The following is an 18279-nucleotide window of genomic DNA, read 5'->3' as shown; positions in this document are numbered from 1 at the left end:
AGCCAACTGCGGATTGGTTTGCTGAAAAGGTTATCGACTGGCACGAGTGGTTAATGAAGCGAATATCCATACGCGCATGTCTTTTACGACATGCGGTATTTTTTTCGGTTTTGAAGGCGCCCGAATCAGGCAGCGGAGAAGAAGTAGCGCGTCAGGTGAAAGAAGATCGGTGCTGCGAAGCAAATCGAGTCCATCCGGTCGAGCATGCCGCCGTGACCTTTGATCATGGTTCCCCAGTCCTTGGCGCTCAAACTGCGTTTGATCGCTGACATGACCAGACCACCGAGGAAGCCCATCACCACGATGACGAACGACATCATCAGCGATTGCCAGAAGCTGAAGGGAGTCATCCAGAACATGCAGCCGCCAATCAGCGTTGCAGACAGGCCGCCACCGACCAGACCTTCGACCGTTTTTGACGGACTCACCAGCGGCGCAACTTTGTGCTTGCCGAAGAGCTTGCCGAACACGTACTGCAACACGTCACTCAACTGAACGACGAACACCAGATAGAACAGCAGCAGCGCGTTTTGGCCGGTGAATCCTTCCAGATCCAGGAGTAAAAGCGCGGGCGCATGGCTGATGCAATAAATGCAGATCATCACGCCCCACTGGATTTTTGCCGTCCTTTCCAGGAAGCCGTCAGTGTCCTGGCTCAGCACCGCAATCGCCGGTAGCAGCAGGAATGAATACACCGGAATCAGCAGCGTAAACATCGAATACCAGTGCGTACCGATCAGAATGTATTGCAGCGGGATCAGGATGAAAAACGCCGAAAACAGGGCGTTATGGTCACCTCGCCTGGTCGGTGTCAGGGTGATGAACTCCCTGAGCGCGAACAGTGAGATGAATCCGAACAGGACGACCGTTGCATTGCCGCCCAGCAGGTAGGAAGCGAAGAAGATGATGACCATCCCCCACCAGGCATTCACGCGCTGATTGAGGTTTTCGATGGTCGAGACAGCGCCTTCTGTTTTGGCCCGCCGGGCCAGCAGTCGACCGGCCAGCGAAGCAATCGCCAGCAAGCACGCCAATCCAAAAAAGAACCACAAGAACTTTGCTTCAAGACTCATTTCGACAGCCCCACAATGGCGTTACGCGCGCGTTCCAGAAACACCTGTTTATCCTCGCCAGCAATCCTTTCCATCGGATTGCCGATTCGGATCGTGCAGATGATCGGCAGAGGGACGTGTTTGCCTTTGGGCATCGAGCGATGAAGGTTTTCCAGGTAGATCGGCACCAGGTCGACATCGGGGAAGGTCTCGGCCAGCCGGAAAAGACCTGATTTGAATTCCCCGGGCAGTGCCTCGGATGATCGAGTGCCTTCCGGAAAGAAGATGATCGAATGACCCGCCTGCACCACATCGAAAATGGGCTCCAGCGCGTTTTTACCGGGCGCCGGTTTACGGTCAATCAACACGGCATTCAGGCCTTTCTGGGAGATGTACGACAGAAACCGGTTTTTTCCCCAGTAATCGGCAGCGGCGATCGGCTTCACATTTAACCTGGCCTCGGGCGGCAGGGCCGCAATGATGGCCAAGGTGTCCATGTGGCTGGTGTGATTGGCGAAATAGATTCGCTGACGCGTGAGATCCGGTGGGCTCTCCCACCTGGCGGTGACGCCAATCAGCAGTCGAAGAACAGAAATCAGCGCATTACTGATCCACATGGTCGGTCCCCTTCAGCTGCTTGGCGATCGCCAGCGTTCGTGTGACGCAGGTTGCGACTGACCCAATGGCGATGACAGCGAGCGCGATCAACAGTACGTAGTGGGTGCCATAAACGCTGACTTCGACGGCATTCAGCAGCAGTCCTGCGGTCATTACGGCCATTCGATGCTGCTTGGCCATAGGGCCGATGAAGGTCTGCTTGAGGCCAATCGAGCCGCCGAACACCCTGACATAAGCCGTCAGTGCAGCGGCCAGGGCAGCAAACCATCCGAGGTCGGATTGCCCAATGGCATACCCCAACCCGACGATCAGCAAACTGTCGGCTATCCGGTCCGGAAATTCGTTGTAGAGACTGCCGATGTCGGACTTCTTGCCGCCCTCTATCGCCACCATCCCGTCGAAGAGGTTGCACAGCAGGCGCAACTGAATGCCGACCGCGCAGAAGATTGATCCAATGACACCGCTATCGATATTGAGCGCCACGACGCCGGCAAACGCGAAGGCGATGCTGGCGACGGATATCTGATTGGGGGAAATGTCTCTTTTCACCAGAATGTCGGTGATGCGTTTTGCCCAGCCCGCAGAGCGCGTCTTGATGGGCCTTCTGTTGTCATCCACTAGCCAATATCCCTATAAATGATGAGTTACTACAGATCGCATTGTAGTGGCGAGTCGCGCTGACTACACCCAGCAAATGAAGACTTTGCTTCGGTTGTGGTTTTTGGGTTTTTCATGAGCGATCAGGAACCCCAAGCAATACCGAACTCGTCGATGTGCGCCTGCAAAACCAGGGCATTGCCCAGTGCAAAACCGCTGGCGGTGTTATCAAAGATGGACCAGGTGGGGATCCCCGCCTGCGCCGCTTTTTGCATTTGCTGCGCCAACGCCTGCAATCGATCCGGCTCATAGTCACTGTGATAAATGCGTGGCGAGCCATGCAGCCGCCAGTATTGAATGCCAGGCCAGCCGCCCGGTGTCCCACCACCTGGCATCGGCGACGGATCAGCCGCGACTCGCCCGACTTTCTGCTCCACCAGTAGAGCATCTGCGTTCAGCCAGGTTTCATGCCGAGGCTCGAGTACCAAGGCCCCTGCATATCGCTGCCGCAAAGCCAGGAAGAACTGTGTGGCGGTGCCCTCGTCGTAAGCCAGCGAAGGCGGCAACTGAACCAGAAGACAACCCAACGAATCGCCAAGCGCCGTGCACTGGGAAAGAAACTCGTCCAGCAGCTGCTCGCAACCCTGCAATCGCTGCACATGAGTGATGAGCTTGGGCACCTTCACCGAAAACCGAAACGGCACCGGTACCGACTGCGCCCAGCGTAAATACGTTTGTGGTCGATGCGGTCGATAAAACGAGCTGTTGATTTCTACCGCCGTCAGCTGCGAGGCATACCGCTGCAAATGCGTGCCGTGGGCAGGAAACATCGGCCAGTGCTCACGAGTCAGGTTCCAGCCCGCACAACCGATGTGAAACAACGAACCCAGCGTCGCCCCGGCCAAGAGTTTTTACCTTCTTTTTTCGGAACAGCGTCCCGACCTTTAACTTCGAGACAAGCCCTCAACGCAAGTTCGTTTTTTCCTTGGCCGCATGCTAGGTTGTACGACGACCGATGAGTGACACTTTCACTCTCGCTCTGACGACCCACAACAACAAGGAAACACCCATGAAAAAAGTGAAACTGCTGATTGGATTTTTGTGCCTCTTCAGTGGCTACGTAGCCGCCGCCCCTGCTTCCGCGGACAAGGATGTTGCGCAAGCCGTCGATCACCTGACGCAAGCCATGTTGCACAAGAACATTGCCGAACTGAAGGCGCTGACCGCCGAGAACCTGACCTACGGGCACTCCAGCGGAAAGATCCAGGACAAGAAAGCATTCATCGACGATATCGAAACAGGCAAAAGCGCGTTCAAAACCCTGGAGATGCAGAACCAGACCATCACCATATCGGGTGACGTAGCGTTGGTGCGCCATCACTTCTCAGCACAAGCGCTCAAGGGCACTGAAGTGGTGCCAACCGAAATCGAGAACTTCCAGATCTGGCAAAAACAGAAAGGCCACTGGTTGCTGGTCGGTCGACAAGCGTTCAAGTTCTGATTTTTGTGTAACGAAGGGGGCACCGGTAAGCCAGGTTACGGTGCCCCCTGCCCTCTCCTTTTACTGCAAGACGACCGTTGAACCGCGAGTGCGCGGCGGAAATTCTGCCGATTCAAACTGCGACCACCCGTAGAAAAGGCCAGCGAGCCTGATAACTCCGGGCCTTCTGACCGAACAGATCGGGCTGATGATTCACCGGATTGATCCGTAAAAGCCCTTCTTCGACATCGCTCAAACCGTAAGGCGCATACACCTCGCCGGTCACCACATCCAGACCAATACACGTCCCCGCAATCAGATACCGATCGATGCCATCCTTTGCCGACTGAAGCTTGGGATAAGCCCTGCCAAATCGCTGACCGTACCAAAGGTGAACCCGTGCCTGGTTCTTGATTTCGATGTTTACGTCGACGTCGTGAAAGAGCTTCCGGGCGGCAACGATGACTTCATTCTCGGCCTCCCACGACACGTCTTCATCAAAGTAGAAAACGTCGTAATCCTTGATGCCCCAAGCGGCGGGAAGCCCGGCTTGATGATTCCAGACCGTCTGAAAAAGGCAGCCCGCCGTCAACATGCATTGGTCCAGGCCGAGTGAAGGCAAGCGCCGGGCAATCTCGGCATTTGCCGGATTGGCCGTCGCGATCTTAATCAACGTTTCAGCGGTTAACGTCATGCTCTCTCCATGGGATGGATCAAATCCTGGGGGCTGACGATACATTAAAACCGCCTGACGAAAGACCGGGTACCTGGGTTTCACTCAACTCGGCAGACCGCTACAGTGACGCGACCGACACCTGAGAAACGATGAACATGGATGCACTTCACCACGGAAGTTGCCTGTGCGGCGCAGTGAACTATCAAGTGGCCACTGAGCTGAAAGCGGTTACCCATTGCCATTGCAGCCAATGTCGCAAGGGTCACGGGGCAGCGTTCGCGACGTATGCAAGCGCGCCCAGATCAGCGATTACGATCGTTGCGGGGGACGAGAAGCTCAAAACCTATCACTCGTCCGAAGGCGTCGCCCGACAGTTCTGTGGCGAGTGCGGCTCTTCGCTGTTCTGGTCTGATTCCAAAGGTGAGTTTTCGGAATGGATGTCCGTGGCGATAGGCACGCTGGATACGCCGTTTCTGAGTGAAAAACAGAAACATGTGTGCGTTGCATCGAAAGCGCCGTGGTACGCAATCGAAGATCGCTGGTCACGGACGGAGTGAGCGCTTTCGGCCAAAAAGCGAAAGCACATGAGGTACATTGTTACCTGATCCCAAATTCACTGATGGGAGGGACCGTACTATGACGACGCGAACTGACACTGCCATCCTGGCCGGTGGCTGCTTCTGGGGCATGCAGGATTTGCTGAGACGTTACCCCGGCGTGGTGTCCACGCGGGTAGGCTACTCGGGCGGTGATGTGCCCAATGCCACTTACCGCAACCATGGCACGCACGCCGAAGCGATCGAGATCGTGTTCGATGCGGACCAGATCAGCTATCGCCAGATCCTCGAGTTTTTCTTTCAGATCCACGATCCGACGACGAAGAATCGTCAGGGCAACGATGTGGGTATGAGCTATCGCTCGGCACTCTTCTATCTCAACGATGAACAGAAGCAGGTGGCCGAGGACACGGTGGCCGACGCTGATGCATCTGGCTTGTGGCCCGACAAGGTCGTAACGGAAATCGTGCCCGCAGGCCCGTTCTGGGAAGCAGAGCCGGAACATCAGGATTACCTCGAACGCTATCCCAACGGTTACACCTGCCATTTCATTCGGCCAGACTGGAAACTGCCTAAACGAGGGTGATGTCTCGGCCGGTCCAGCCTGTTGTGGAGGCCCAACGTTTGACCGTCATTTCCAGCTCCGGCCGGCAGATTTGTATCGCTCTGTATGTTCGCGGGCGATCTTACACAGCGATACACAATCACTGAATCAGGACACATACGCCGTACATGAAGGTGAAAAAGTGGGTGGCGTCGCCAACCTGGCGTTCTGCGATGAACACAGGCGAAAGAATCCACCCCCTAAGCAGGAACCACCTCATGATCAATGAAATCGATACCGTGCTTTACACCGGCAAGACCCACACGACCGGAGGCCGTAACGGCGAGGCGCGAAGCGACGATGGACGTTTGGACGTCAAGCTTTCCGCGCCTGGCTCGTCAGGGAGCGGCACCAATCCCGAACAGCTGCTGGCCGCCGGTTGGTCGGCCTGTTTCATCGGTGCAATGGGTAAGGCGGCTGTCGCACTGAAGGTGACCCTGCCGAGCGACGTTGCCGTCGATGCCGAAGTGGACCTGGGCAAGACCGAAGACGCCTTTTTCCTCCAGGCGCGCCTCAATGTCAGCCTTCCGGGCCTGGACCCTGCTGTTGCACGGGCCGTGGTGGATGGCGCCCACCAGCGGTGCCCGTACTCCAAGGCGACCCGTGGCAACATCGACGTCACGATCAATCTGGTTTAACAGCAACACCCCACGCAGCCTGCCTTCCCGGCAGGTTGCGCTGGCCAATTCGCTCAATCGTCCTCATGCAACTTGATACCGCGGGCGTGAAGCAGGTGCGGAACCACCAGCACCAGCAGCGTCAGCGCGAGGAACGCGGCCGATATCGGTTGCGTCACAAACACCAGCCAGTCTCCCTCGCTGATGGACAACGCATTGCGCAGCTGCTTTTCAGCCATCGGCCCTAGCAGCATGCCGACGATCACGGGCGCGACAGGGAAATCGAAACGACGCATCAATACCCCGCCCCAACCGATCGCCAACATCAGCAAAAGATCGAAGGAAGAATGACGCATGCCGTACACGCCGATGGTGGCAAACACCAGAATGCCGGCGTTCAGGTACGGCCGGGGAATCTGCAGGAGTTTGACCCAGAGGCCCACCAACGGAAGATTCAACACCAACAGGATCACGTTGCCGACATACAGCGAAGCCACCAGGGTCCAGACCAGTTCCCCCGACGTCTGGAAGAGCATCGGCCCCGGCTGCAGGTTGTAGTTCTGAAACGCGGCCAACAGAATCGCCGCGGTGGCGGACGTCGGAATGCCGAGCGTCAGCAGGGGCACCAAAGAACCCGTCGCGCTCGCGTTGTTGGCCGCTTCGGGACCGGCAACCCCCTCGATCGCCCCCTCGCCCTTGTTGCCCGCAAACTCTTTCGGGTACTTGCTCAATTTGCGTTCCGCCGAATAGGACAGGAACGTCGGAATTTCAGCGCCACCGGCCGGAATCGACCCGAATGGAAAACCGATCAACGTGCCCCGTAGCCAGGCGGGAACCGAGCGTTTCCAGTCAGAGCGCGTCATCCACAACGAGGTCAAGCGGTGCCGACCGGACGCTTCTTCTTTCTGATAAAGCAGGCTGTACAAGGCTTCACCCACTGCAAACAACCCGACTGCCACGAGCACGACTTCGATGCCATCAACCAACTCCGGCACCGCCAAGGTGTAGCGGGCAATGCCCGAGGTTGAGTCCAGGCCGATCAAGCCGATGGTCAGTCCAATCCCGAGCGAGACAAAACCGCGCAGCATCGAAGCGCCGAGTACCGCAGACACCGTCGTAAAGGACAACACCAGAATCGCGAAATACTCGGCAGGACCAAACTTGAGCGCCAGCGTGGCAACAATAGGGGCAAACAACGTCAGCAACACCGTCGCGATGGTGCCGGCAACAAATGAGCCTATCGCGGCCGTTGCCAGGGCCGGTCCTGCCCGGCCGTTGCGCGCCATGAGATTGCCTTCCAGGGCCGTGACCATGGAGGACGATTCACCGGGCGTATTGAGCAGGATAGAGGTGGTCGAGCCGCCAAACTGCGCGCCGTAATAGATACCGGCGAACATGATCAAGGCGCCCGTAGGATCGACCTTGGCGGTGATCGGCAGCAGCAGCGCTACCGTCAGCGCCGGCCCAATACCCGGCAAGACACCAATGGCGGTGCCGAGCAAGCAGCCGATAAAGCCCCACATCAAATTGATCGGTGTCAGCGCAGCGGAAAAACCAATGGCCAGGTTCGCGAGAGTTTCCACCTTGATTACCTCCTTCGGCCTGGGTCAGATCCAGGCATTGACAAGGGGCGGCAGGGAAACCCCTAGCCCGGCGTTGAACAGCCAGTAAATCGGCAGGGTCAAGGCAATGCCGATAGCGAGGTCTTTCACCGGCCGACGGCTGCCAAAACCCCGCGCCGAACAGGCAAACAGCAGCCCGGCGGCCAATACGAAGCCGATGAGGTTAATCAGTACGGCCACCCCCACAAGTCCCGCCGTCACCCAGGCTGCGCCGGATTTGCCGCCGGGCAGCGCTTGGGCAGCTTCGTCGCTGTGATCTGCCAGCTCGCGAAAACCACCGGTGACGGCCTGATAACACAGCAACAGACCGACAACGCCCAGGAACATCGCGACGGCGTACGGATAGACGTGGGCTCCCAGGATGACGAAGCCCATCTCGGGTGGAAACCGGAATGCGCCCACCGCCAACACAGCGCTGATGGCAATCACTCCGGCGCCGATCGCCAGTTGCACCGGCACGATTGCGCGAGGCTGAGTCATTTCGAAACCAGCCCGACCTCGACCAGCATCGCACGCAGCCGCACATGCTCTTCGTCGACGAATTTGCCGAACTCATCACCGGTCAGGACGTTGGGTGACCATTTGTTGGTGTCGATATTGTCTTTCCAGACTTTGCTGTTGCTGGCGGCCACGACAGCGTCGATCACTTCTTTACGCTGCTCGGGCGTGAGGTTCGCTGCACCGTAAACACCGCGCCAATTGCCGATGGTCACGTCGTAGCCTTTCTCTTTGAGGGTCGGCGCATCGATGCCTTCAATGCGTTCTGGCGCGCCGATGGCGAGTACTCGGAACTGGCCGTTCCTGATGTATTGGCCAAGCTCGGCATAACCACCGGTGATCACCTTGATCTGCCCGCCCAATGCCTGAGCAACGACTTCCCCCCCACCCGCGAAGGCGACGTAATTCACCTTGTTGACCGGGACACCCATTTTCGCGGCCAACTCGGCAATGCCGATGTGATCGATCGACCCCTTGGAGCCACCGCCCCAGGAAATACTGGTCGGCTTGTCTTTGAAGACTTTCAGCAAGTCCTCCAGGGTTTTGAATTCAGACTCCTTGCGCACGGCAATCACGTTGTATTCGGTAAACAGCCGGGCAATCGGCGTTACGTCCTTCAAGGTGATTTGCGGTTTGTTCTGTTCAATGGCAGTGACCATGATCGCGCCGACAACCAGCAGCGCATTCGGATCGCCCTTGGTGCTGTTGGCGAACTGCGCCAGCCCCAACGTCCCCCCTGCTCCGCCCTTGTTCTCGAAGGTGGTGGATTTGGCCGTGTTGGCCTCGATCAAGGCTTTGCCCAGGACCCTGGCGGTCTGGTCATAGCCGCCACCCACAGAACCCGGGGCCATGAACTTGACGGTGTCCAGCGCAAAGGCCGGTGTCGCGAGCGCAGCTGCGGTAACGGCCGTTGCGATGCAGCGGCTGAATCGACGGAACAAAGCGGACATAAGTTGTCTCCCGAGACTTTTGTTTTTATGGGCACCCGTTGAACGTCGATCAGGAATAAACCCTGATCAATGAATATCCATCTCGGGATAAGCGTAGGCCATGGTTAGGGGGATGACATACAACGAAGAATCTCTTGGAATAAGACCTGGACACTTTCCGCGAATTCTCGCCGATTGCCTGAGTGCCCGAAGTGATACGCACGGCCGAAATACAACTCACCAGGCACGCTGAAATGTAGCAGCTGGCGAAGCCTGCGTTCGGCTGCGTAGCAGTCGTAAAATCAGCAACTGCGGTGCGTCAGGCGCACCGCGTTAGCTGGACTCACGACTGCTTCGCAGCCGAACGCAGGCTTCGCCAGCTGCTACGGATTGCATTGCGGCTTAACTGACTGACATTAGGCATTAAGTCTGTACTCCTGAGGGGCGCCTGATGCGACGCCCCCAAGGGTCGTGCCGATGTTGTTATGTGTTGGTTTTCAACTTGGTCCACAGGCGGGTCGTCAACCGTGCGATGGCCGCTGGGAGTTCCTCGACGGTAAACAACTTGTCCAACACACGTGTCGGCGGGTAAATCGCCAGGTCCTGCTTCACTACCGGAGTCACATATTCATCCGCCGCAAGGTTGGGGTTGGCGTAATGGATGCTGTTGCTGATGTTGGCAATGACTTGAGGTGTCAGCAGGTAGTTCATGTAGGCGTAGCCATTCTTCTCGTGCGGCGCGCTCTTGGGCATGACCACCATGTCGAACCACAGCGTCGAGCCTTCGTCAGGGATCGAATAGGCGATGTCGATGCCGTTGTTGGCTTCCTTGGCGCTCGCGGCCGCCTGCACGATGTCGCCATTGAAACCGATCACTGCGCAAACATTGCCGTTCGCCAAGTCGCTGATGTACTTGGAGGCGTGGAAATACTGGACGTAAGGTCTGATTTTGAGCAGCGCCTGCTCGGCTTTCTTGTAGTCCGCCGGCTCGTGGCTATGGGACGGCAGCCCCAGGTAATTCAGGGTGATCGGCAGGATCTGCGTAGGGTTATCGATAATCGCCACGCCGCACTGGCTCAGCTTTTTGATGTTGTTTTCATCAAAAAACAGGTTCCAGGAATGGGTGACATCGGTGTCGCCGAAGATCGCCTTGATCTTCTCGACGTTGTAGCCAATACCCGCCGTGCCCCACATGTACGGATAGCCGTATTGGTTGCCCGGGTCATTGACCTCAAGTTTTCTCATTAACGCCGGGTCAAGGTTTTTCCAGTTGGGCAGCTGGCTTTTGTCGAGTTTTTGAACCGCCCCGGCTTTGATCAATCGAGACAGAAAATGGTTCGAAGGGCTCACCACGTCATAGCCGGTGTTGCCGGTCATCAGTTTGGTTTCCAGCACTTCGTTGCTGTCGTGAATGTCGTACGTTGCCTTGATCCCCGTTTCCTTGGTGAACGTGGTCAAGGTGTCGTCGGCGATGTAGCCGTTCCAGTTTGAAATATTGACGACTTCGTCGGCGTAAGTGGCTGCCGACAACGTCGTCAGCACGACCATCAGGGAAATGTTATTGACGCGCATGTTCAATCACCGTGTGTTTGATGAGTTTTTATTCTTTGATCGCCGGGTGTTCTAGATTTCTGTTTTGGCCCTGACCGCCTCCACGCGCATTCGAAGCATGGCACCGATATCGAGCAAGGGCCGCGGCGGCAGCCAGCCCGGTTGGGCCCTGCGCATCACCGATTCGAGGATGGGCGAGCTGGCACCCGATGCCAGTTCGGCGAGCAAGCGTCCCCAAAGGGTGCCGCGTGCGACGCCCGAACCATTGCAGCCGGCCACCGCAAACACACCTTCGTCGACCTTGGCAAAATACGGTTGCCCGGTGCGTGAAGCGCTCAAGTGTCCGGTCCAGGTGTATTGAATGTCCTGCTCGTTCAAGAACGGGAAGCGGCGTTGCAAGCCGAGCACATGGTGTTTGCGACGGTGCAGCAGCTCACTGTCGGATAAATCCCGAGAACGGTATTCCGCCGTGTTGCGGATCATCACGCGGCGGTCCGGAGTCAATCGCACCGTGGCGCCCAGGGGCCGGGTGGACAGCACGCCCCAAGGCTCAACCGCGCCGATGGACTTGAACTCGGCGTCGCTGAGCGGTCGTGTGAGGCTGGCGCTGAGTTCCATCGGGAACGTCCCGCTGTCTTCTATTCCGGAGCGCGGGATGAATGCGTTCAGGCACACCAGGACTTGTCTGGCCTCGATGCTTCCATCGGTGCCATTGGCGCGAATACGCCCTTTGCCCAAGCGCTCCAGACCAGTGATATCGGTGTTCTCAAACAGGGTCACGTTGGCCGGCAGCGTATCCAGCAGGCCCTTCACGTATTTCGCCGGTTGCAGCAGTGCGTTGCCATTGCCGCACCAGATCGCGGCCTGGTAATGCGAGGTGCCCAGTTTATTGCTGAGCTGCTCACCTTCCAGAAAGTGCGCAGAGGCGCCGACAGCGCGTAGCGTTGCCAGTTTGGCGGCGACATCGGTCAACTTGCCGGGATCGTTGACGGCGAAGAAGTAGCCCGACTCCCTGAATTCACATTCGATCCCCAGACGAGCAATGCGCCGGCGCACTTCGTCACTGGCGGCACGGGAAATCGAGGTATCGACTTCAAAACCGGCAAACCCCGGGTTGCCGATCAGCTCATCCTTGGCCGGATGTTCGTGACCCACCACGAAACCTGAATTGCGCGCCGAGGCGCCCTGTGCGGCCCGTTGTCTGTCGACAATTATGATCCGCGCCTGAGGGTGCATTTCAGCGAGTGTGTGAGCGGCGCACAGCCCGGTGATACCGGCACCGACAATCAGCCAATCGGCTTTTTTCGTGCCTTTGAGAGCATCGCGAGCGGGAGAACTCCCCGCCTGCGCAATCCAGCCACATACATTGGTCATGCATCACCTCATCTGCCTGTCGTTCTGCAAGCACCGCACATGACGTCATCGCATGAGTATTTCCGGCTGGTGCTGGCTAGAGCTAGAATCTATAAGGCCTGTAGTGATACAACCAACGTTATAAAATCATCGAGTCATTCAAAAAACGCATGGATAAAATTCACCACGTTCCTTCTCTCCAGGCCTTGCAGGCGCTGGTCGAGGTCGCAGGCTCGGGCAGCTTCACGCAAGCGGCGCAAAAGCTGTGCCTGACCCAAAGCGCAGTGAGCCGAAAAATCCAGCAGTTGGAGAGCCACTTCGACTTGCCTATGTTCGTAAGGAATAGCCGCAGTGTTCGACTGACACCGGAAGGCGAACAGGTACTTGCGACCGCCCGAAGTATCCTGGCGCAACTGAAAACCCTTGAAGATCGGCTGACACCGCAGAAACGACCCTTCCGCATTCGCATGCATGTGTCGCTGGCGGTTCGATGGTTGCTGCCAAAGTTGAGCGAGTTTTATCGAAGTCATCCGCAGGTTTCGCTGTCGATCGAAACCGTGGCCACGGAAGTGGTGGAACCGGCCATCGACAGCGACGCCTACATCCTCTATCTGCCAGAGCCGTCCCGCGATCCTGACTGCCTGACGTTGTTCGAGGAGGCGCTGGTGCCGGTGTGCGCCCCAGGCCTGGGCAGCACCTCCCAGCCGTTGGAGTCTGTGGCCGATCTCGTGCACTTCCCGCTGTTGCATCGCTCGGCGGACAAACATGACTGGTTCCGGTGGCTGCAAGCCAATGGCGGCCAGTCACTCGAGGACTACCGCCACATCCCCTTCAACCTCGACGAGTTGGCGCTCGATGCGGCGGCGCGAGGGCTGGGGGTCGCCATGACTGACCTGACCCTCGCAGGCGAATCACTTGAGCGAGGCGTGCTCGTCGTTCCGTTCGGCCACCCCTTGAAGACCCGCGGCATTTACGCTTTGAACCTGCAACCTTCCGCCGCCGCTCATCCAGCCTGTTCGCTGATCATGCAGTGGTTTGCCCAACAGGCCGAACAGCCGGCAGGCGAAGTTTGACCACCAGGGTTTGAACACTACGTTCCGCGCCCCAACCCTTGTGTCGCATTGGCAAAAGCAGCGCTCGCCTCTTGAACCAGCTTGCGCCATTCAACGCTGTTGATGAGTCCGGCGCGCTCCATCTCATCGGCAGCCTTGAGCAACTCGTCATATTGCTCTTCAACATCCATCCGGATTTCGGGCACGTTCAGGAGCTGATACCAGGCCGCCAGGGCTTCGCTCTTTTGATCATCACTCATGCTCAAACTCCCAAAGACAGTCTTCATTTGGAAGTTTTTTCATGGGTGGCGTTCCTCGCTCCCGACATACGGCCGTCAGGCATAAAGCCAGTCGCGCCGTGCATTACAAACTTGTCATTGAGTTGTCAGCGTAGCCAGCACCCTCACTTCATACAAAGAAAACACTGACCTGATCCTCGAAGCCGCCGGTCGCCAACCGTAACTTCGGCGCCGTTTCATTACAAAATTGTCATTCAACTGTGGGTCGGCTGTGCGGATCGCCTGGTTAACCTGAATTCACTGCCAGGCAACCCATCGGCAGCCAACCCGCCTCTGAATAGAGGGAATCATCATGAAAATGTTAATCCTCGGTTTTGCGGCCCTCCTCGTCACCGGTTCGGCGTTTGCCGATACGCAGACTGCCCAACCTGTCATCCACGACAAGACCGGTTTCTTCGTCCCCCTGGATATCGCCAAAGACCTGTCCAGCAATATCATCACGCAAGATTGCGGCATCGTCCCCGCGCAGCTGATTTACCTCGACCATCAGGGTCGCAAGCACGTGCTGGATTACCAGGTACAGGGCATGGATTGCCTTGGTGGTAACTGATCAGTCGCCTGTACTCACAGAGGATCGGGCTGCACTGGCGCCACTGGCTGACCTCTGTAGCCCGCCGCCGCGACCGGCCTTTCGTATGAGCTGAATCTGCCCGTCGCGGCTCCGCTACATGTCTCATTTTATTTCCCTGCTTTGACAATTGGCGCTTGAGCTTTAGTCTGTCGCGACCTATAAATACTATAGATAACCATGAGCGACCTACTGCCGTTTCCGCTGTCCAAAAAGAAAGCCTTGGAAATCATTAGGGAGCTTTCGCAAAGATCTGAGCGTGTTTTTTACTCTAAGCACGCACGGTCTCGCATGATTGAGCGAGAGATATCCATGCCTGACGTCATGGATTGCCTCCACAGAGGACAGGTCACTGATGGCCCCTATCAAGCACCCGGGGGCGATTGGAGATTCACTATTTCATGGTTCAGGGCTGGGTCACCCCTCCAAATTGTCGGCGCAATCGATGTCGACGAAGACGGGAGATATCTCGTCATAGTGACCACGATGCAAAGGGAGAGATAATTTGATGTACCACTACGTTGAGAGCGGGCTACCGAACGTCTGGCTTAGCAACGGCTACAGGATGAAAGAAACGGCCTATGGCGAGGCGGTTGCTATCACGGATGTCGAGGGTCTTCACGATTTTATCGGCAAGACGATTGCGCAAAAACCGGCAGCTCTGACCGGTGCAGAGTTTCGGTTCCTGCGTAAAGAGCTGGGTTTGTCTCAAGAAAGACTGGCCAGTATTGTCGGGCTGACCTCCCAAGCGGTGGCGATCTGGGAAAAGACTGACAAGATTCCGACTGTAAATGATCGCTACCTGCGCGGGCTATACCTGGAAGCCAAGACTGGCGAGGCGGATCTGATGGCCGCCATTGACTCGATCAACGAACTGGATCATGAGCTTCATAAGCTCAACCTTCAGTTTGAAGATGGATGGCACAAGCAAGACCAAACGTGCGCCTGACAAAGACCTGAATTACAAAGCCCGGACGTGTACCGGGCTTTTTTCTTTTCTGCGCTTTTGACCGGATCAGACGGATCAAAAAGCGACTTCAACTGAAATGGCCAAAAACGCCACCCCCCTTGAGCAGTTTTGGCATAGGTCAAACTCATCGCTGTGTCTAGACTCACCCCCATATAACAGTGCGAAAGCACACTTGAGTCCAGAACTGTTTCAGGGGAACCCGCATGAACCCATCCGACATTTTTGTTATCAGCGCCGTCCGCTCGGCTATCGGCAGCTTTGGCGGTTCGCTAAAAGATGTGCCGCCCATTCAATTGGCCACTGACGTTTGCCGCGCCGCCATTGAACGTTCGGGTCTGGCACCTGAACACATCGGTCACGTGGTGATGGGTCATGTGATCCCGACGGAAGTACGTGACGCCTACCTCTCTCGTGCCGTGGCGATGAATGCCGGCCTGCCGAAAGAGACGCCCGCCTTCAACGTCAACCGCCTCTGCGGTTCTGGTTTGCAGGCCATTGTCAGTGCCGCTCAAAGTTTGATGTTGGGGGATGCCGGGGCTGCGCTGGCGGGTGGCGTCGAATCCATGAGCCGCGGGGCCTATATCTTGCCGCAGGCGCGCTGGGGCGCACGCATGGGCGATATGCAAGCCATCGACTACGTGCTCGGCGCTCTGCAAGACCCGTTTGGCGGTTTCCACATGGGCATTACTGCGGAAAACATCGCCGAGCGCTATGGCATCACTCGTCAGGCTCAGGATGAGTTGGCGCTGCTCAGCCAGCAACGGGCAGCCCGGGCGATTGCTGAAGGGCGATTCACCGACCAGATCGTGCCGATCGAAGTGGCGTCCCGCAAAGGTACCGTGACGTTTGCGACGGACGAGCATGTCCGCGCCGAGGTCAATGCCGAGCAATTGGGCAAGATGAAACCGGCCTTCAAAAAAGACGGCAGCGTCACCGCCGGCAACGCGTCCGGTCTCAATGATGGTGCCGGTGCATTGATCATGGCCACGGGTCAGATGGTTCTCGACCAAGGCCTCAAGCCCATCGCCCGACTGGTCGGTTATGCCCATGCCGGTGTGGAGCCAGAGCTGATGGGGTTGGGACCGATTCCCGCCACCCGCCTGGTCCTCAAACGCGCCGGCCTGACCGTTGCCGACCTGGATGTCATCGAGTCCAACGAAGCATTCGCGGCCCAAGCGTGTGCCGTGGCGCAGGAACTGGGCTTCGACCCGGAGAAGGTCAACCCGAACGGTTCGGGGATTTCTCTGGGCCACCCGGTGGGCGCGACCGGTGCGATTATCGCCACCAAGGCGATTCACGAACTGCACCGTGTTCAGGGTCGTTATGCCCTGGCAACCATGTGCATCGGCGGCGGCCAAGGCATCGCCGTGTTGTTCGAACGCGTCTGATCGCCCCAAACGAAGACGGCGCCCATTGTGGGCGCCGTCTCGTTTTACCGCGATGGAATCTGTGCGCAATGCACTCCGATTTCAGCTCGGTGTAAGCCTCGATCACTGCGCGACCACACTCGCGCCCCATACCCGATGCTGACCAGGCACGACCTTACTGCAGGCCGGTCGGTATCTCGATGGGCTTCATTTTTTCAGGCCCGGAGGTTCTACTAAACTACTCAGAACTACGCAGATTCAGTGAATGATTTCACAGCACTGCTAAAGTGATAGCACGCGTCGCCACATGCTCCCAAAGCCTGCAATTTCGAAGGTGGGAGGCTAATCACGGTGACGCCAACGCTCTCAAGCGAGGGCAGCATGAACTGAATCGCGTCATCATCGAACGCGAGGGGCAGCAGACATGAGGTCTAAATATGATATTTGAGCCCAACAGTACCCGTTCCGTTCTCCAGCGAAGAAGCAGTACCAGTATCGTTATTCAGGCTGGTCTCGATTGTGTTGCAGTGACGGGCGTTGCGTGGTTTTTGATCAATTATCATATCGGCTTCATAACACAGTCCTATGTCATCCTGCTCCTGTTGCTACTGGGGGCGTTGGCCGTCGTATACGACCACTATGCCATTTACCGCAGCAATGTTGTTTTTACCGTCAAAGCCTTCAAGCTTTTAAAGGCGTGGACTGCCACGTTTGGCTTTCTTGTTGCCATGGCCTTTCTTACCAAGCAAAGCGAACAGTACTCGCGTTTATTGGTCGGGCAGTTATTTGTTGTTGGATATTTTGCTCAGTTGCTTTTGCACCTCGCGACACGCGAGATGCAGAAGAAGTTTTTGGCCCACTCCACTCAATTGGAAAACTCGCTCATCATTGGCTCGGGCGAACTGGCCAGCTATCTTCACAAGAAAATCAGCAATAATCCCTGGCTCGGTGAGCGCATAGTCGGCTGTGTGTTGATTGGCGCGGACGATGATCGGGGAAAGGAAAGTCTGGAGGGCGCGCAACGTCTGTCGATACTGGGCGATATCTCCGACCTTGATGAGTTAGTTGTTAAACATGCCATTCGTACCGTCTATTTCGTGACCCCTCTGGGTGGCTCGGAGGTCATCCAGGATGTTTATTTAAGGCTGTTCGATAAACACATCTCTGTTAACTGGGTGCCTGACATTTTCTCGTTGCGCCTGATCAACCACAGTGTTCGCGAGATTGCCGGCATTCCCGTGCTGACCTTGTCTGAAACTCCGCTGATGGGCATGCGTCTGTTTCTGAAGAACCTTGAGGACAAAGTCCTGGCCTTTCTCATTTTGGTTCTTGCAGCGCCAGTCCTGGTAGCCGTCGCCATTGCCATCAAGCTCGATAGCCCCGGCCCCATATTCTTTCGTCAGCAGCGCATGGGGTGGAGTGGAGAGGCTTTCCGGATCTGGAAGTTCAGAAGCATGGTCGTCCATCAGCCGGAAGACGGCGTCGTCAAGCAGGCGCAAAAGAATGACCCGCGCATGACCAGGGTTGGCGCCTTTATTCGGCGGACCAGCCTGGATGAACTACCGCAGTTGTTCAACGTTTTGATGGGGGAAATGTCTCTGGTGGGGCCTCGCCCGCACGCTATTCAACACGATGTGCAGTACTCGCCCGATGTCTCTGGCTACTTTGCGCGTCACAACATTAAGCCGGGCATCACAGGCCTGGCTCAGGTACGTGGCTATCGTGGTGAAACGAGGGACATAGAGCAGATGATCCGACGCGTTGACTCGGACATCGAGTACATCAATAACTGGTCGCTTTGGCTCGATTTCGTCATCCTTGTACGAACGGTGTTTGCCTTCTCCGGCAAGCATGCCTACTAGCCATTCC

Annotated in this window: 21 protein-coding genes; 10 read left to right on the top strand and 11 right to left on the bottom strand. The window is 56.9% G+C overall.

Translation table 11 applies throughout. The features are described from left to right. Positions 1-125 precede the first annotated feature (125 nt). The 4 genes from ACMXYI_RS18895 to ACMXYI_RS18880 all read right to left on the bottom strand — a co-directional run bounded on the left by ACMXYI_RS18895 (position 126) and on the right by ACMXYI_RS18880 (position 3097). On the bottom strand, positions 126-1073 hold the full coding sequence (locus ACMXYI_RS18895) for a phosphatidate cytidylyltransferase (protein WP_134418514.1): 948 nt from the start codon (positions 1071-1073) through the stop codon (positions 126-128). After that, entirely contained in the window at positions 1070-1669 is a 600-nt protein-coding gene (locus ACMXYI_RS18890) for a lysophospholipid acyltransferase family protein (protein ID WP_046049021.1), read from the bottom strand. Before ACMXYI_RS18890 ends, ACMXYI_RS18895 begins: the two co-directional genes overlap by 4 nt. Then, positions 1656-2288 carry a CDP-alcohol phosphatidyltransferase family protein gene (locus tag ACMXYI_RS18885; protein ID WP_415768543.1) on the bottom strand — a complete coding sequence of 211 codons (633 nt, stop codon included), beginning with the start codon at positions 2286-2288 and terminating at the stop codon, positions 1656-1658. The genes ACMXYI_RS18890 and ACMXYI_RS18885 overlap by 14 nt, the downstream gene beginning before the upstream one ends. Before the next feature lie 122 nt (positions 2289-2410). Beyond that, on the bottom strand, positions 2411-3097 hold the full coding sequence (locus ACMXYI_RS18880) for a DUF72 domain-containing protein (protein ID WP_415773926.1): 687 nt from the start codon (positions 3095-3097) through the stop codon (positions 2411-2413). Between the two features lie 239 nt (positions 3098-3336). Between ACMXYI_RS18880 and ACMXYI_RS18875 the strand changes: the two genes are divergently transcribed. Continuing rightward, a complete protein-coding gene (locus tag ACMXYI_RS18875; protein WP_111448695.1) occupies positions 3337-3768 on the top strand; it encodes a nuclear transport factor 2 family protein in 432 nt (143 codons plus the stop codon). A 112-nt stretch (positions 3769-3880) separates the two neighbouring features. Here the strand turns inward: ACMXYI_RS18875 and ACMXYI_RS18870 are convergent, their stop codons facing one another. Next, the gene (locus ACMXYI_RS18870) at positions 3881-4441 is read right to left on the bottom strand and encodes a nucleotidyltransferase family protein (protein ID WP_415768542.1); all 561 of its coding nucleotides are present in this window, start codon (positions 4439-4441) and stop codon (positions 3881-3883) included. Between the two features lie 137 nt (positions 4442-4578). Between ACMXYI_RS18870 and ACMXYI_RS18865 the strand changes: the two genes are divergently transcribed. The 3 genes from ACMXYI_RS18865 to ACMXYI_RS18855 all read left to right on the top strand — a co-directional run bounded on the left by ACMXYI_RS18865 (position 4579) and on the right by ACMXYI_RS18855 (position 6222). After that, a complete protein-coding gene (locus ACMXYI_RS18865) occupies positions 4579-4980 on the top strand; it encodes a GFA family protein (protein WP_415773925.1) in 402 nt (133 codons plus the stop codon). Between the two features lie 79 nt (positions 4981-5059). Then, positions 5060-5566, top strand: coding sequence for a peptide-methionine (S)-S-oxide reductase MsrA (gene msrA / locus ACMXYI_RS18860; protein WP_415768541.1), 507 nt, complete (start codon positions 5060-5062; stop codon positions 5564-5566). A gap of 236 nt (positions 5567-5802) precedes the next feature. Beyond that, complete coding sequence (locus tag ACMXYI_RS18855) at positions 5803-6222, top strand: organic hydroperoxide resistance protein (RefSeq protein ID WP_415768540.1); 420 nt, start codon at positions 5803-5805, stop codon at positions 6220-6222. Positions 6223-6275: 53 nt separating this feature from the next. Here the strand turns inward: ACMXYI_RS18855 and ACMXYI_RS18850 are convergent, their stop codons facing one another. The 5 genes from ACMXYI_RS18850 to ACMXYI_RS18830 all read right to left on the bottom strand — a co-directional run bounded on the left by ACMXYI_RS18850 (position 6276) and on the right by ACMXYI_RS18830 (position 12175). Beyond that, entirely contained in the window at positions 6276-7784 is a 1509-nt protein-coding gene (locus tag ACMXYI_RS18850; RefSeq protein WP_415768539.1) for a tripartite tricarboxylate transporter permease, read from the bottom strand. A gap of 24 nt (positions 7785-7808) precedes the next feature. Then, positions 7809-8303, bottom strand: coding sequence for a tripartite tricarboxylate transporter TctB family protein (locus tag ACMXYI_RS18845; RefSeq protein WP_415768538.1), 495 nt, complete (start codon positions 8301-8303; stop codon positions 7809-7811). Beyond that, positions 8300-9271, bottom strand: coding sequence for a tripartite tricarboxylate transporter substrate binding protein (locus tag ACMXYI_RS18840; RefSeq protein WP_415768537.1), 972 nt, complete (start codon positions 9269-9271; stop codon positions 8300-8302). Before ACMXYI_RS18840 ends, ACMXYI_RS18845 begins: the two co-directional genes overlap by 4 nt. Positions 9272-9733: 462 nt before the next feature. Then, positions 9734-10822, bottom strand: coding sequence for a polyamine ABC transporter substrate-binding protein (locus ACMXYI_RS18835; RefSeq protein ID WP_415768536.1), 1089 nt, complete (start codon positions 10820-10822; stop codon positions 9734-9736). Between the two features lie 51 nt (positions 10823-10873). Further along, positions 10874-12175 carry an NAD(P)/FAD-dependent oxidoreductase gene (locus ACMXYI_RS18830; protein WP_415768535.1) on the bottom strand — a complete coding sequence of 434 codons (1302 nt, stop codon included), beginning with the start codon at positions 12173-12175 and terminating at the stop codon, positions 10874-10876. A gap of 149 nt (positions 12176-12324) precedes the next feature. Here ACMXYI_RS18830 and ACMXYI_RS18825 point away from each other — a divergent pair, with 149 nt between their 5' ends. Then, complete coding sequence (locus ACMXYI_RS18825; protein WP_415768534.1) at positions 12325-13227, top strand: LysR substrate-binding domain-containing protein; 903 nt, start codon at positions 12325-12327, stop codon at positions 13225-13227. Positions 13228-13244: 17 nt separating this feature from the next. On the opposite strand, the gene ACMXYI_RS18820 is transcribed toward ACMXYI_RS18825, so the two are convergent. Beyond that, a complete protein-coding gene (locus tag ACMXYI_RS18820; RefSeq protein ID WP_415768533.1) occupies positions 13245-13466 on the bottom strand; it encodes a hypothetical protein in 222 nt (73 codons plus the stop codon). A gap of 331 nt (positions 13467-13797) precedes the next feature. On the opposite strand from ACMXYI_RS18820, the gene ACMXYI_RS18815 reads away from it, so the two are divergent. From ACMXYI_RS18815 to ACMXYI_RS18795, 5 genes are all read left to right on the top strand, one after another. Beyond that, positions 13798-14055, top strand: coding sequence for a DUF2790 domain-containing protein (locus ACMXYI_RS18815; RefSeq protein WP_415768532.1), 258 nt, complete (start codon positions 13798-13800; stop codon positions 14053-14055). 198 nt (positions 14056-14253) lie between these two features. Beyond that, a complete protein-coding gene (locus ACMXYI_RS18810) occupies positions 14254-14577 on the top strand; it encodes a DUF4258 domain-containing protein (RefSeq protein WP_415768531.1) in 324 nt (107 codons plus the stop codon). A gap of 4 nt (positions 14578-14581) precedes the next feature. Next, a complete protein-coding gene (locus tag ACMXYI_RS18805; RefSeq protein WP_415768530.1) occupies positions 14582-15022 on the top strand; it encodes a helix-turn-helix domain-containing protein in 441 nt (146 codons plus the stop codon). 224 nt (positions 15023-15246) lie between these two features. After that, positions 15247-16431, top strand: a complete 1185-nt coding sequence (locus tag ACMXYI_RS18800) for an acetyl-CoA C-acyltransferase family protein (RefSeq protein ID WP_415768529.1) — start codon at positions 15247-15249, stop codon at positions 16429-16431. Positions 16432-16847: 416 nt separating this feature from the next. After that, positions 16848-18272: an undecaprenyl-phosphate glucose phosphotransferase gene (locus ACMXYI_RS18795; protein WP_415768528.1), complete on the top strand. Its 1425-nt coding sequence runs from the start codon at positions 16848-16850 to the stop codon at positions 18270-18272. Positions 18273-18279 lie beyond the last annotated feature (7 nt).

It is taken from the genome of Pseudomonas lyxosi, from assembly GCF_047758685.1.
In the GTDB taxonomy this organism is placed as follows: Bacteria; Pseudomonadota; Gammaproteobacteria; order Pseudomonadales; family Pseudomonadaceae; genus Aquipseudomonas; species Aquipseudomonas lyxosi.
This window is presented reverse-complemented; position numbering and strand designations above follow the sequence as displayed.